This window comes from Corynebacterium sp. 045007 (assembly GCF_040743205.1).
Taxonomy (GTDB): domain Bacteria; phylum Actinomycetota; class Actinomycetes; order Mycobacteriales; family Mycobacteriaceae; genus Corynebacterium; species Corynebacterium jeikeium_D.
Map to the genome: position 1 here is coordinate 176334 of NZ_JBFLKW010000003.1, position 14387 is coordinate 190720.

General features: G+C 58.5%; 13 protein-coding genes and 1 pseudogene. 4 read left to right on the top strand and 10 right to left on the bottom strand.

The window, feature by feature from the left end:
* Nucleotides 1-13: 13 nt before the first annotated feature.
* Together leuD and leuC are read right to left on the bottom strand one after the other, a co-directional pair.
* Nucleotides 14-604 (bottom strand): 3-isopropylmalate dehydratase small subunit, encoded by a 591-nt coding sequence (gene leuD, locus AB1Z34_RS03115; protein ID WP_069358792.1) that lies wholly within the window; start codon nucleotides 602-604, stop codon nucleotides 14-16.
* A gap of 62 nt (nucleotides 605-666) precedes the next feature.
* Complete coding sequence (gene leuC / locus AB1Z34_RS03120; RefSeq protein ID WP_069358793.1) at nucleotides 667-2094, bottom strand: 3-isopropylmalate dehydratase large subunit; 1428 nt, start codon at nucleotides 2092-2094, stop codon at nucleotides 667-669.
* A gap of 65 nt (nucleotides 2095-2159) precedes the next feature.
* Here leuC and AB1Z34_RS03125 point away from each other — a divergent pair, with 65 nt between their 5' ends.
* Both AB1Z34_RS03125 and AB1Z34_RS03130 read left to right on the top strand, forming a co-directional pair.
* A complete protein-coding gene (locus AB1Z34_RS03125) occupies nucleotides 2160-2885 on the top strand; it encodes an IclR family transcriptional regulator (RefSeq protein ID WP_016422526.1) in 726 nt (241 codons plus the stop codon).
* Nucleotides 2885-4069 (top strand): MFS transporter, encoded by a 1185-nt coding sequence (locus AB1Z34_RS03130; RefSeq protein ID WP_147719077.1) that lies wholly within the window; start codon nucleotides 2885-2887, stop codon nucleotides 4067-4069. Before AB1Z34_RS03125 ends, AB1Z34_RS03130 begins: the two co-directional genes overlap by 1 nt.
* Here the strand turns inward: AB1Z34_RS03130 and AB1Z34_RS03135 are convergent.
* The 6 genes and pseudogenes from AB1Z34_RS03135 to AB1Z34_RS03160 form a co-directional block, all read right to left on the bottom strand.
* On the bottom strand, nucleotides 4066-5757 hold the full coding sequence (locus AB1Z34_RS03135) for an ABC transporter permease subunit (RefSeq protein ID WP_367157870.1): 1692 nt from the start codon (nucleotides 5755-5757) through the stop codon (nucleotides 4066-4068). The two genes, AB1Z34_RS03130 and AB1Z34_RS03135, sit on opposite strands and share 4 nt — an antisense overlap.
* Entirely contained in the window at nucleotides 5754-7220 is a 1467-nt protein-coding gene (locus tag AB1Z34_RS03140; protein WP_367157871.1) for an ABC transporter substrate-binding protein, read from the bottom strand. Before AB1Z34_RS03140 ends, AB1Z34_RS03135 begins: the two co-directional genes overlap by 4 nt.
* A gap of 82 nt (nucleotides 7221-7302) precedes the next feature.
* A pseudogene (locus AB1Z34_RS03145) lies at nucleotides 7303-8510 on the bottom strand (MFS transporter).
* Complete coding sequence (locus tag AB1Z34_RS03150; protein ID WP_367157872.1) at nucleotides 8507-9151, bottom strand: ABC transporter ATP-binding protein; 645 nt, start codon at nucleotides 9149-9151, stop codon at nucleotides 8507-8509. The pseudogene AB1Z34_RS03145 and the gene AB1Z34_RS03150 overlap by 4 nt, the downstream one beginning before the upstream one ends.
* Complete coding sequence (locus AB1Z34_RS03155) at nucleotides 9148-9762, bottom strand: ATP-binding cassette domain-containing protein (RefSeq protein WP_367157873.1); 615 nt, start codon at nucleotides 9760-9762, stop codon at nucleotides 9148-9150. Before AB1Z34_RS03155 ends, AB1Z34_RS03150 begins: the two co-directional genes overlap by 4 nt.
* 25 nt (nucleotides 9763-9787) lie before the next feature.
* The gene (locus AB1Z34_RS03160) at nucleotides 9788-10726 is read right to left on the bottom strand and encodes a TDT family transporter (protein WP_367157874.1); all 939 of its coding nucleotides are present in this window, start codon (nucleotides 10724-10726) and stop codon (nucleotides 9788-9790) included.
* Between the two features lie 69 nt (nucleotides 10727-10795).
* Here AB1Z34_RS03160 and AB1Z34_RS03165 point away from each other — a divergent pair, with 69 nt between their 5' ends.
* Nucleotides 10796-11698 carry a LysR family transcriptional regulator gene (locus tag AB1Z34_RS03165; protein WP_367157875.1) on the top strand — a complete coding sequence of 301 codons (903 nt, stop codon included), beginning with the start codon at nucleotides 10796-10798 and terminating at the stop codon, nucleotides 11696-11698.
* Nucleotides 11682-12107, top strand: a complete 426-nt coding sequence (locus AB1Z34_RS03170; protein ID WP_049171597.1) for a carboxymuconolactone decarboxylase family protein — start codon at nucleotides 11682-11684, stop codon at nucleotides 12105-12107. The genes AB1Z34_RS03165 and AB1Z34_RS03170 overlap by 17 nt, the downstream gene beginning before the upstream one ends.
* On the opposite strand, the gene AB1Z34_RS03175 is transcribed toward AB1Z34_RS03170, so the two are convergent.
* Together AB1Z34_RS03175 and AB1Z34_RS03180 are read right to left on the bottom strand one after the other, a co-directional pair.
* Nucleotides 12101-13210, bottom strand: a complete 1110-nt coding sequence (locus tag AB1Z34_RS03175; RefSeq protein ID WP_367157876.1) for an acyltransferase family protein — start codon at nucleotides 13208-13210, stop codon at nucleotides 12101-12103. The two genes, AB1Z34_RS03170 and AB1Z34_RS03175, sit on opposite strands and share 7 nt — an antisense overlap.
* A 70-nt stretch (nucleotides 13211-13280) precedes the next feature.
* The gene (locus AB1Z34_RS03180; RefSeq protein ID WP_367157884.1) at nucleotides 13281-14213 is read right to left on the bottom strand and encodes an L-lactate dehydrogenase; all 933 of its coding nucleotides are present in this window, start codon (nucleotides 14211-14213) and stop codon (nucleotides 13281-13283) included.
* Between the last annotated feature and the right edge of the window lie 174 nt (nucleotides 14214-14387).

The window sequence follows — 14387 nt, forward strand, 5'->3', positions numbered from 1 at the left end:
AGCATTTTTTGACCTACAGCGTCTTCGGCTTGTGGGCCGGACGACTCTTCTCGTAGGCCACAATGTCCGCTTCGTTGCGCAGGGTCAGGGAGACGTCGTCAAGCCCTTCCATCAGACGCCAGCGGGTGTAGTCGTCGACCTCGAACGGGAAGACCTGCTCACCGGCCTCGACGGTGCGGGTCTCCAGGTTGACGGTGAGCTCCATGCCAGGGTTAGCCTCCAGCAGCTTCCACAGCAGCTCGACATCGGACTGCTGCATCTGTGCGGCGAGCAGCCCCGCCTTGCCGGCATTGCCACGGAAGATATCGGCGAAGCGGGAGGAGATGACGACGCGGAAACCGTAGTCCATCAGGGCCCACACGGCGTGCTCGCGGGAAGAACCGGTACCGAAGTCCGGCCCTGCTACGAGGACGGAGCCCTTTGCGTATTCCGGGCGGTTGAGCACGAAGTCGGATTCGTTATTGCGCCAGTTGCTGAACAGGCCATCCTCGAATCCGGTGCGGGTGACGCGCTTTAGGTAGACGGCCGGGATGATCTGGTCAGTGTCGACGTTGGATCGCTGCAGGGGAACGCCGACGCCGGTGTGAGTATCAAACTTTTCCATGGTGAAAGATCCTTAGAAGTTCTGCTTGGGTCTGTCGTACAAAGATCGGCAGTGAGAGTCAGTTAGAGATCAGCCGGTGCTGCGAAGTGACCGGCGACGGCGGTAGCTGCGGCGACGGCAGGGCTAACCAGGTGGGTACGACCACCCTTGCCCTGACGGCCCTCGAAGTTGCGGTTGGAGGTCGAAGCGCAACGCTGGCCCGGGGTCAGCTGATCCGGGTTCATGCCCAGGCACATGGAGCAGCCCGGCATGCGCCATTCAGCGCCTGCCTCTTCGAAGATCTTGCCCAGCCCCTCTTCTTCAGCCTGTGCGCGGACCTTTGCGGAGCCCGGCACGATGAGCATCTGGACGCCGTCGGCAACCTTGCGGTCCTTCAGCACGTCGGCGACGGCGCGCATGTCCTCGATGCGGCCGTTGGTGCAGGAACCGACGAAGACAACGTCGACCTTAACGTCGCGCATCGGGGTGCCCGGCTTCAGATCCATGTACTCCAGTGCACGTTCGGCGGCGATGCGGTCGGAGTCCTCAGCGATGAACTCCGGGTCCGGCACGGTCTCACCCAGCGGCACGCCCTGGCCCGGGTTGGTACCCCAGGTAACGAATGGGGTCAGCGCGGAACCGTCGATTTCGACGACCTTGTCGAACTTCGCGTCCTCGTCAGTAACCAGGGACTTCCAGTATGCGACAGCCTCGTCCCACTGCTCGCCCTGCGGCGCGTGCGGGCGCCCCTTCAGGTATTCGAAGGTGGTCTCGTCCGGAGCAATCATGCCGGCGCGGGCACCGGCTTCGATGGACATGTTGCAGATGGTCATGCGAGCTTCCATCGACAGCTTCTCGATGGCCTCGCCGCGGTACTCAATAACGTGGCCCTGACCACCGCCGGTGCCAATCTTGGCGATAATCGCCAGAATCAAATCCTTGGCGGTAACACCATCCTGCAGTTCGCCGGTGACGTTGACCGCCATGGTCTTGAAAGGCTTCAGCGGCAGGGTCTGGGTAGCCAGAACGTGCTCAACCTCGGAGGTACCGATACCGAAGGCCATAGCACCGAAAGCCCCGTGGGTGGCGGTATGCGAGTCACCACAGACGACGGTGGTGCCCGGCTGAGTCAGGCCCAGCTGTGGGCCGACGACGTGCACGATACCCTGCTCGCGGTCGCCCATCGGATGCAGGCGGATACCGAACTCCTCAGCGTTCTTGCGCAGTGTGGCAATCTGGGTACGAGAGGTCGGTTCCTCAATCAGATTGATTTTGCCGCCGGCGACAGTAGTCGGAACGTTGTGGTCCTCGGTTGCGATGGTCAAATCCGGGCGGCGCACCTTGCGCCCTGCCAGACGGAGGCCATCAAAAGCCTGTGGCGAGGTAACCTCGTGGACGAGGTGCAGATCGATATAAATCAAATCTGGTTCGCCGTTGTCGCCTTGCTTGACTACGTGGTCACGCCAGACTTTCTCGGCCAGAGTCTTCGGGCTGGTGTCCGTGGTGCGCATAGTGGGTGAGCCGCCTTCCGGATATATCTCTTTTATCTCAAGGAATGGGATGTTAATATCATGGCATGGGACAGATTAGCACATCCGAGACGCCAGCTCTAAGTGGTATTAAAGTTCTCGACCGTTCGGTACTCATTCTCAAGTCTGTTGCAGAAACTCCACGCACCCTCGCCGAGCTCTGCGACGACACCGGCCTGCCCCGCGCCACCGCCCATCGGCTGGCCACGGCGTTGGAAGTGCACCGCCTTGTCACCCGCACTCCGGACGGCCGCTGGACGACGGGCCCCGGGCTCACCGAGATCACGCCCGTCACAACTGACCTGCTTGCCGACGCCGCAGCGCACATCCTGCCGAAGCTGGTAGAGGTCACCGGAGAGTCCGTGCAGCTCTACCGTCTCACCGGCGACACCCGCACCTGCATTGCCTCCATGGAGCCCGCCACCGGCCTGCGTAACACCGTGCCAGTTGGCTCTCGCATGCCACTGACCGCCGGTTCCGCCGCACGCGTTCTCCTGGCTTTTGGCCCGGCCAATCTCGCTGAGCGCATGCTGCCCGATGCCGACTTCAACGAACAGGACCTCGACGACTGCCGACGTCTCGGCTGGTCCGAATCCATGGGCGAGCGCGACCCCGCACTCGCTTCTGTCTCCGCCCCGGTTTTCGACGGCAACCACCGCATGATTGCAGTCCTGTCCGTCTCCGGCCCCGTGGAGCGCATGACTCCGTCGCCCTATGAATGCTGGGGCGCAAAGGTTCTCGCCGCCGCTGAGGAGATGAGCTCCCGACTGTAATGCCCGCTTACCGTCACCTTGTCCTACTTCTGTCCATGTTCGCGGCGGTCGGTTCGTCCGTCGTTCACATGGGTGTGCCTTTTCTCATCCCATCCCTGCAGGAAAACGGTTTAAGCCTCTCCGCCGCCGGTCTCGTCGCAGCAATGCCGGCGGCCGGTATTGTTTTCACACTCATCGCCTGGGGCTGGTTTGTCGACCGCTACGGCGAACGCGCAGCTCTGTTCGCAGGCTTGACTTCTACCGCCTTGACGACGGGGCTTGCGGCGCTGGCTTCGTCGTCAAGCCCGGCCCTGCTCGGGGCTGCGCTCTTCCTCGCTGGATGTGCGGCGGCGAGCGTGAATTCTGCATCCGGCCGCGTGGTGTCGGGCTGGTATCCGCCGCATCAACGCGGTACTGCGATGGGCATTCGCCAAATGGCTCAGCCCCTTGGCGCTGCACTATCAGCGGTAACCCTGCACCCTCTCGCGCAGAACTACAGCATCGGTGTCGCACTCGCGATGCCCGCAATTCTGTGCGCTGTGCTGGCGTTGCTTGTGCTGGTTGGAGTAAAGAATCCCCCGCGCCCTGATGCCTCGAACCCCACCGTCACGGCCAGCCCTTACCGCGACGGCAAATACCTTGTGCGCATCCATATCGCCTCGGCGCTGCTGTCCTGGCCGCAGTCGATGATGGGCGCCTACATTCTGGTGTGGCTGTTGTCCGTGGGTTATGCCGATAGCACGGCGGGCACGGTTGTGATGGTCGCACAGCTGCTCGGTGCCGGATCGCGAGCACTGATGGGTGTGGTCTCCGACCGCGTTCGGTCCCGCATCCGCCCCTACCGCTGGGTCTCGGGTGCGACTTTTATCCTGGCTGTCGCAATGATGATTGCCAGCTGGGCTGATTGGCGCACACTTGGCACTGTGCTGGTCTGCGCACTGGCCGTTGCCGTGGTCAGCCCGAATGGTCTTGCCTTCACCGCAGTTGCTGAATACGCAGGCCCCTTCTGGTCCGGACGCGCTATGGGTACGCAGAACACGTTCCAGAACATTATCTACGCTGCAACGCCTCCGGTTTCGGGTGCGATTGTGGCCGCTGCGGGTTTCCCCGCACTGTTTGCCGTCACGGCTCTGTTCCCCGCCGCCGCGCTGGGTATTGCGCCACGAGAAGACCAGAACCGCCACGGGCGGGTAGAGCTGGGCTAATCAGCCTGCCGCTTGCCGACGAATCGGTCGGTAGCAATGGTTGCGGCAACACCGAGGCTGGCTAGTCCAATCATCGGCCCCCACGCTAACCACGGCGCCCGCTCGAGATATTGCGTGGATTCGTTGAGGATTACGCCCCAATCTGGACTGCCAACACCTGCGCCTACGCCGAGGAAGCCGAGAGCTGCAAGGGCGATAGCATTATGGGCAATCCTGGTCACGGCATGGCGAGCTACTGCTGGAATGGTCATGGGAAGAACATGCAGCTTCAAAAGGTGCCAACGGCTGGCCCCCATGGTTTGCGCAAATCGGTAGTGCCCGGATGCAGCGGCTTCGTTAGCGACTTCGACGCAATGTGCAGCCAGTGGAATCCACCCGACCAAAAACACCGCTATCGCAGCTGTCAGCATCGAGCGGCCCAAGACTCCAGCCAGAATAAGTCCCAGCAATATCGCGGGTACCGCATTCATGGCATCTCCGAAGAACTGCACTGATGCCCCTAGATGCCCAATCACAAGGGCGATGAGTGCGCACACTACGGTCACCAGGATTGCAGTTCCGATAGTGGCACCGATACCGTCGGCAAGCCGCGCCCAAATGTCACGACCAAGCTGATCGGTACCCAGTGGGTGTTGCCAGGACGGTGAAATGAAGCGTTTCGCAGAGTCGATGTCCGCGCTGCGGGGAATTCCCAGCGCAATTAGCACGATAGGAATAATCGACAGGATGAGACTCCAGAAACGTCCACCCCCTGTAGGCCGGCCAACAGTGGCGATACTTCCTCGCAGCTTCCGCGCATACTGCCCCCGTATCGCCTGAGCCACGAGTCCACAGATTATGCCGATTCCCAACACCACAGTTACCGCAGCTTGCAGAACGGGAATATCGCCCGCAGTAGCAGCCGCAACCACGTTCCGCCCAAAGCCCGGCAAATGAAAGGTGACCTCAATTGCTGCGGTGGCCGATAACGTGCCCGCAAAGAACAGCGTCAACTGTGACAGTGTCGGCAGCAGGCTACGCCAAGTGACAAATCGAATAATTGTTGATTTTGGAACGCCATTGGTGCGCCATGACTCTACCCAGGGTTCTGACAACGCAGTATCAGCTGAAATCAGCAACACGCGCCCATAGAGTCCCGCGGCGGGCAGGCCAATTGCCAGCACTGGCAGCACCATATGCGCAGGTGATGCCCAACCGCCTACCGGAAACATGCGCAGTTCAACAGCCAACCACCACAGCAGTAAAACCGCCACCACAAAGTTTGGCAGTGCGGCGAGAACCGCTAGCACGCTCGGTGTCCATTTTCCGGCTCGCAATCCTGCAATCCGTGGAAGTACGAGCGCCAGCGCAACGACGACGCACAACGCCATGGAAGCCGCAGTCAATGCGAACGTAATACCGAAGCCGTTCACGGCCTGAGCGAAAGCATCTTGTCCGGTTACCCACGAGGTACCAAAGTCACCGTGAAGAATATTTGTCGTCCACTGCTGGAGCGACTCCCACGGCGTTGTCGGCAGGCCATATTCTCTGCGAACAGCTTCAATAAGCTCCGGTGTTATCTCCCGTTCCCGCTCACGTGCACGCAGAACGGCGTATGCGGGTTCCCGTCCTGTCAACCACGGCAACAGGGCCGTGAGGATGAGAAGTCCCACAACTGAGGCAACTACCGCGAAAGCTTTCCGAATCACTTAGCCGTCTTCTCTGTAATCAGGTGGCGCTCCATCGGATCGAGTGCGATACCACGAACATTCTTCGCACCGATTAGCGATTTTTCATGAGACAGCGGAACTACTGCACCATCTGCAACAATTTCCGCGCCGATTCGAGCTGCTGCCGACAGGCGCTCCTCATCGTCGCCAAGCTCAGCGGCCTTCTCAATATCGACATCTATGGTCTGGTTACACAGCTGCGAGAGGTTATAAGAGCTCTCACAGGTGAAGTCGGATTGTAGGAAGCTGATCGGGTCAGCCGCACCGAGCATGTAATTGCGGGAACCGACGATGACATCAAAGTTCCCCTCGAGCATGTCTGCTTCCAAAGAGTTGTAGTCGGCTACCGTGATGTCGACTGTGAATCCCATCTTGCGCAGCTGATCCGCAACAAGATTGGCAACTTCGGGCAGCTCCGCACGGGAATCCCACGTAGCCAAGCGGATTTCCTTCCCCTTGCCATTCGGCCCCGGCTTCACAGTGGTCTCAGGAGTTGCTGCCGCCCACGAGGCTGAACGATTAAAAATCGACCCCTTCGGATTCACCGCTTGAGCTTCAAAAATGTCCCTAACCACCGGTTCAGGATCGATTGCAGCGGCTACTTCCTTACGCAGTTCGGCGTCGGCAAACACGCCTTTTGCGGTATTAAAATGCAGGAGATTGACACGAGGTAAATCCACCTTAGATACGTCCACGTCATCGAGGCCGCCCAGCGATGAGATTGGCAACCCCTTGACCAGGTCTTGCTCATCTGCGCGCAGTGCATTCGTACGAGCTGTGGAATCCCCAATGAAAGACAATGTCAGAGTCTCAGTTTCCGGCTTACCATTTCGGTAGTCGGCGAATGCACGTGCGGATACGGTACCGTCTGGGTTCTTCGTCTCGAGTTCAAACGGACCTGTACCATGCCCAAAGGGGTCAGGTGCGTCCCCTTCAAATGCTGCGGGTGAGAGAATCATAGTTCCCGGATCGGCAAAGCGCTTCACCAAAATTGGATCATCTTTATCCGAAGTGACAGTAACCTCTCGGTCTCCTGTGGCCGTAGCCTGAAGTTGGTTCTTGCCGAGCCCCTTTGGCCTCGTCGGCGCATCAATGGCATGCGTGAGTGAGTTGGCAACAGCCTGTGCATCGACTGGCGTTCCATCGTGGAAAGTCAGTCCATCTGGCAGAGTAAATACGACGGTGCGGGCATCCTTCACTTCCCACTTTTCTGCCAGTTCGGGCTTAACGGTGCCCTCGTCATCAATCGCCACAAGCATTTCCGTGGCACCTGCGCGGGTCGACAGTACTGCGTCATCGGAGTATGGCGAGAACTCTGCGACCGGTTCGAATTGCAGGGCTACCCGCAGCGCATCCGCATCACCGCTGCCCTGCGCAAAGCAGGAGGTCATTGCGAACGGCAGTGCCGCAGTGGCCAGAATTAGTCCAATTTTTCGATTCATAGAGTTACTTCTCTTTCGTAAGTGTCGAGTTTTTTGGGGAGAGATTTAGCTGGCTGACGCTCTCTAGCGCATTTGATGTTGGCTAGTGCTGCTGTCTCAGCTTGATTAGCCCCACGGCCGATATCAGCAATAAAACGGTCATGATTGCCCACGGCGCTGCTGCCAACAACTGTGGGGTCTCGGCCCAATCCAAGGTGGCACCAACCACAATCGACCCCACTAAAACGGCGAGCCCACCGAAGCTGTTCAGAAAACCGTATGCAGAACCGAGGTCCTTGTTTCCGGTTAGTTTTCCGACGAGGTCTTTGGCTATCGGAACTGCAATCATCATTCCGAGATGCATCACTAGCAGCATTGTCACTGCCGGGGCTAAGGCCCACCATCCCTCCATGGGGATAGGCGCGCAGACCGCAATGATGGCGAAGGCAAAGGCCATCAGGCCAAAACCGCCACCAATGGCAACCCCTAAAGACAGTTTTTCTGCCCATTTAGTCACGGTGGTTTGCAGCCCGATAACGAATACCGCTGAGATGACAAAAAACCAGCTCAGATACTCATCGCTACCTGTGGCACGACGCAGTTCTACAGGAAGAGCCAAATACTGCTGGTTATAGGCGAGCAAATAGGTCGAGTAGAACACCGCAAACACAATGAACGCTCGATTGCGAAGGATTCGCCCCCACGCGGCAGTCATACTGCCACCAGCTGAATGCACGCCTTCCCATCTGCGCGCTAACAGCAGATGCATCACAAAGATGCCGCTAAAGATGGCTGCGCCGGCAAAGGATACAGCTGAAAAACCGATTGGGATCAACAGCGCACCAATCACAGGGCCGGTGAGCGAGCCCAAACGGGAATAGCTTTCGTCAAGCGCAAAGAGTCGTGCCCGTGTACACACTCCTTGTTTCTCGAGTTCGGCACCCCACCGGCCAGCAAGGATTCAACTGCAGGCGAGAACAGTGCGGCCGCAAAGCCAATAAGGACAACGCCAACAAACATCATTGGCACGGAGGTTGCCAGTCCAGTTACCAGGAAACCTACAACGCGAAGCGCAACTCCAACGAGCAACACTTTGATTGCCCCGAAACTATCGGCAAGTCCGCCGCCGAGGAAGAACATTCCCTGTTGGCTAAAGGTTCGTACACCAAGTACCAGCCCCACCACGGCACCGCTGGCCCCTAAGTTGTTCGAGAGCTCCACGGCAATAAACGGGACAACGAGGTAAAAGCCGATGTTGAAAAGAAGCTGCGTAATCAACAGTGCTTGAATCTTTCTGGGCAACTGCTTCACGACGCTAGCTCCTCTGCAGCCGACAGGAGCTCAACAACTTCAGGAATATCGGTTTTATCGAGCTCTCCAACCGGGCCGCTAAAGACCGCTTCCCCTGCTGACATGACGATTATGTGATTACACAGTCGCAGCAAGCTGTTTATGTCATGAGACACCAGCAGTACCGTCGCTTCAGTACCGAGGAGGACCTCCTCCAACATGGAAGCGGTATCCCGGTCCAGAGCGGAAAACGCCTCATCGGCAATAATCAGTTCCGGTTTGCCAATGAGCGCACGTGCAATTGCCATTCGCTGGCGCTGACCGCCAGAGAGCTCGTGGGGTCGTCGATATGCAAATTCCGGGTCGATCCCCAGAGATTCCAGCATCGCTCGAACATCCCCAGTTGCGAACTCACAAATGCTGTCGATTACCGGCCGATGTGGCAATAGCGTGGCGTCTGGGTTCTGCGGAATATAGCCAATTGGCCCCTGTGCCATCGTGACTGTGCCGCTGTCAGGGCACAACTGGCCTGTCAGGAGACTGATTAGGCTACTCTTGCCCGCTCCTGATCTCCCCATGATGCCAACCACGCTTCCCTGCGGAATCGTGAGAGTGACATCGAGGAGCCTGCCTTTGCAAGTAACTCCATCGATACTGATCATGCGCAGACTCGCTCTTCCACAGTGCCACTTTCCAAATAGAGGATTCGTGTAGCGATCTTTCGTGCTACTCCCTCGTCGTGGGTGGCAATAACAATGGCTGTTTGCGTGCGCTCATGTAGCTTCCGCAGAGCGTCTACTACCTCAAGAGTCGCAATCGGGTCCAGCGAGGAAGTAGGCTCGTCGGCAAGCAGCAGCGAAGGCGACGGTTTTGTCGCCAGCGCCGCCGCAATTGCGACACGCTGACGCTGACCTCCGGAGAGCTCCATGGGATAGCGATGAGCCTGTTCTCGGGAGATACCGCAGGCCTCGAGCGCATCGAAACCACTGTCGTGCGCGAGAATTCGCACTTGCCGATCGCAGCGCACAAGAGGATTAAGGCACGCCAAAGTGTCTTGCATAATAAAGCTGGTCCGCAGACCTTGTTGACTTAATGTGCGAAGAAACGACGTCTTTCCCGATCCTGACTTCCCCATCACCGCGACAATGTCCTTCGGGAAAATATCAAGTTTGTCGATGTGGAGTACGTTCTGTTCGCCAGCTGATACATCGACATCACGCAAGCGCACTATCGCGGAATCGCCCATTCTCCCCTTCTTGCCAATCAGTTTCATTAAGGGGAGTTTAACACGTTGAACTCTAAACCTGTGCAGCCTGCTCTCGCATCCACCAACCAAATCGAGCCACGCACGCTACCCAGTGCACAGCCAATAAACACAGCAGTCCGGCACTAACGGCGTACAGCCACTGCGCGCCGATAGTGCCACCCAGGTTGTGCGTACCAAGACTCAGAGTGCCCACGGGGAAGGTTGCACCCCACCAACCAGGGCTGTATCCCGCCCAACGGATTACGGCGCGGGTGAATCGTCGTAAAGCAATGGCGACGAGGAAGACACCGACAATGAGCACGGTGGAACCGTAAGCGACAGCGAAGGTTCGGTTGAAAAGCAGCTGGGCAGCGGCCGTGGACTGACCGACCAATCCGAGCGGAATCCAGGCAGTACCGGCGATGGAATCGGGGATACGCATGGTGCCGGAGAACAGCGCGACGTAGCAGCGTACGAAAATCGGCAGAACGGTAATCAACGCCATCCAAAAGAATATTTGTGCGCAGACGTGATAGAACGTGCCGTAGTCAACGCTCAGCTGCGCGCCGCTTGTCGCCGCCACCATCGGGGCGACCAGTGCAAGGCCCCACTGAAAAGTCGGCTCGCCTTCGAATCCTCGCAGTTGACGAAGACTGACGTAGATTGCCAGCGGCGCACCGATCCACCAGGACGCCAGCTGCCACACAGAATCGTTAAACAACGAGCTTGTGGCACTACCGAGAGACATAATGCCCATCGCGAACATGCCCCACGGCGCCTGCAACTTCGAGTGAAAAGCCGGGTTTCGAAATCGCAACCAACCGACCACTATGAAACCGAGAATGCCAACTGCCACGACGAGAAGCAGTTCCGGAACCACCGGCACGTCATGAATGTGCGCAAGCGTGGCGAAGATGGAGGTGCCCATCAGCGATCCTGCCCACGCAGGCCCGGCGGGCGCAAGCACATCACTGCGAGGAGAGTTGGTCATGCCCATACCGTATTTGTTCTTGCTGCAGTCACCGCTATCACGAAACTCTGTGAGGGGTACCATTGACGCATGTACCCCTCCGCTGTGGCCGAACTCGAAGCACTTTTCACCGTCGCCCGTGCGGGGTCGATCTCGAAGGCCGCGCGTGAGCTCGGCACCAACCAGCAGACCATGTCCGCACGCATCGCACGGGCGGAAAGAACGCTGGGAATCACCGTCTTCGAACGCTCCCCTTACGGCGTCTCCCCTACAGAAAAAGGGCAAGTGCTTATCGACGCCCTCCCAGATCTCCTCGCCGCCTGCCACAGATTTTCGGGCATTGCCGCCAGCTTGCGTTCCGACAATGTTCCCCGCCACCTCACCCTTGCGGTGTCCAACACTGTCGCTGAGCTCTACTACCCCGGCTGGGCCGCCGAGTTCCACCGGCAACATCCCGCAGTCAAACTTTCGATGGTGCAGGCAAACTCCCGTGAGGTGCGGCAACTAGTAGCCGACAGTGCGGTGGACTTCGGGCTGGTAGAGGGCGAGGCTGGTCGGCACGACCTCGAAGAACGAATCATCGGCACCGACGAATTGGTCCTCGCCGTGCCGACTGGCCATCCGTGGGCTGAGCGGGCCGAGATATCCGTCGAAGAACTGCGCGCGACGCCACTCGTTATTCGCGAACCGGGTTCCGGTAGCCGACAGGTGGTGGAAGATGCACTGGGCACTCTCACCGAACCCGCCGGAGAATTTGGCTCCCTTTCGGCACAGCGCGCTGGCATGATTGCGCTGGCAGCGCCAACAATCATCGCCCGCGGCGCAATTCGCGATCAGGTAACGCTCGGGCGCATCGTCATCGTTCCCACCGACACCGTTTTTACTCGCAACCTCAGCGTGGTTATGCGTCGTGGCAGTAAAGCTAGTGGGGACATTTCGGAATTTATCCGCATTGCTAGTCCTATACTTAGCAAGCATGAGCAATTCGAATGATGAACTCTTTTCCTCCGACCGCTACGATGCCGGTATCCAAATCCGCCGCGAGGTAATGGGCGACGAATTCGTCGATGCCGCCCTCGCCCGCAATGCTGGCTCCGACGGAGAGACCCTGCAGAAGCACATCACCGCCACAGTCTGGGGTTCTGTCTGGAGCCGCGAAGGGCTGGCCAAGCGCGATCGCTCTCTGCTCAACATTGGAATGCTCGTCGCTCTGCGAGCCACCGAGGAACTGCGCGGCCACATCAAGGGCGCCCTCGCCAACGGTCTGACCCGCACCGAGATCACCGAAGCCATCGTCCACGCTTCCGGTTACTGCGGCGCACCGGCCGCACTGTCCGCAATGAAGGTCGCGCAGGAAGTGCTCGTTGCCGAGCTCGGCCCGCTTGACGACGACGATCAGTAGGCAGCCCACGGGCTCTCAGGCCCTGGCCTCCGCATTAGTACATCAGTGATGCGGCGCAGCAGCCACGACAATGGCAGGGCGATGGCTGTGGTGACAATTGCCACTGCCAACATCGAGCCCTGGAAGGTCTGATAACCCATCAAGCTCATTACCCAGTCCATGACCAACACGTGGACGAGGAAGAACTCGTAGGAGACCTCCCCCAACCACATCAAGGCTGGATGACGAAGCCACCTTACCTCCGTACCCAGCGCAATCGGGGCCACGAATGCGCCTGCGGACAAGCCATACAGCGTGGTCTTCCACAACGCCTGGTCGACATCATCCGGCACCAAGGTTGCTGGCCCCACGTGAGTGGTTGTGGATAGGAAAAACAGGACTAGCGCTATCAGCCAGCTGGCCGCCAAATTAACGCGCCAGCCAACTTTTCGCCCGTAGGCCAGCAGCATTCCGATGGCGAACCAGTCGAAATACGCCATCGGCCACAGCCGTGCCACTACCGGCAGCAGGTTTTCCTGGTGCGATAGCACAGTCCAGACCGGGCCAATGAGGCCAAAACCAATAATAATGGCCAACGTTGGACCAGGCCGTAGCCGCCCCTTTGTGATCGTCCAGATGCCAAGCCCCACCAGCGGCAATACCAAGTAGAAGCCGACTTCCACCACCATCGACCACATCTGCGGCAAGCCCGGGTGAATCCAGCCGAATTGGAGCGTCTGGGTAAACGATATCGTGCGCAACCAGCCCTGTAGCCCTCCACCAGATGGTGGTGGGTCGTCTGCGGTGTGAATGAGAAAGGCCGCAGTGACCACAATCCAGTAGGCCGGCAGGACTCTCTTCGCACGGCTGGTGAAATACTTCCGCAAGTCCGGTCGGTTCGCGGGGACGTCGTCAGGCGAACCGAGCCAGCGCCCTGTGAGCAGAACCGCACTGAGCACGAAGAAGATGGTGACGCCAATTTCGAATCGACCGTTGAGGCGCCCCCACCAATCGCCGGTGTAGTTACCCGTCCAAAACGCGGCATGCGTAAGCAGGACGCCGAACGCACCGATGGCTCGGATGCTGGTCAGCTCCGGAACGTAGGTGGACTTGGCCGAATTCATGCCAATATTTTAGGAGCGCAAAGTACTTCCCCGTGTTATTTCGGCAAAAGTGGAATCTACATAATTTCTTCTACATGTTCTCGACGGTGCTCAAGATGTACTGAGCAGATTCACGCAGTCGCTCCAGCTCCCAGCTGTTTAGCTGTGGCGGCATACGACGAATGATTCCACCTCGGCCGATCACCGCTGGCATCGACAGCGAGACATCCGTCAACCCGTATTCACCATCCAAGCGTGTACACACCGGGTGGACGCTGTTTTGATCCAGCATCACCGCGCGGGCAATTTCCAAAGCGGAGCGTGCAACACCGGCATTAGTCCAGCCCTTGGCATTGAGAACATCGTAAGCTGCCCCGACTACGGCATCTTGAATTTCTTGCGGTGAAGGCAACTGCGTGCCATGCCATTTTTCCAGTTCTGTCCACCCCACACCTTGAACATTGAGTGTGGACAAAATTGGGACGGCCGTAAGCCCGTGCTCACCCATCATGTAGCCAGTAACTGACTTCGGGTCGATACCGAGCTGTTTGGCAACTACCCAGCGCAGTCGGGCCGAATCTAGCATCGTGCCGGTGCCAAAGAGCTTTTCCGCGGGGTAATCGAACTCGGTATGAGCCAAGTGCACCACTGCATCGAGCGGATTAGTAATAAAGAGGACAATCGCATCGCGCGTATGCTTCACGATTCCCGGCATGACATCGCGAACCACTTCCCCGCTGAGCTTGGCCAATCCGGCACGGTCCGGACGGGAATCCGGGTCGTCCGGATCCGGGAGAATGGACGCACCAGCAGCGACGATAATCATATCCGCGTCGGTGCAATCGCTGTAGTCGCCAGCATGCACATTGACATAGTCCGTGCCGGGAACACCAGTGGACTGGGATTGGTCCAGAGCCTCGCCATGAGCGACGCCTGGTGCCGTGTCAATCGTGGCAATCTCAGCGAACAGCCCGGATTCCATGGCATATGTCAGGACATACGAACCGACGTGACCGAGACCAATACAAACGAGCTTTGAATGTTTGGGTTAAGGGTCAAAAAGTGTGTCCGGAATCGCGGATTTTCACGGATTGACCTGTAGGTTTCCGGAAAGTATATGCTCCGGAAGCATATATCTAGCCCCCGACGGGAAATCCTCGGTGTGGCAGCCGTGATGTGCTATGCGCGGCGTGGTGTG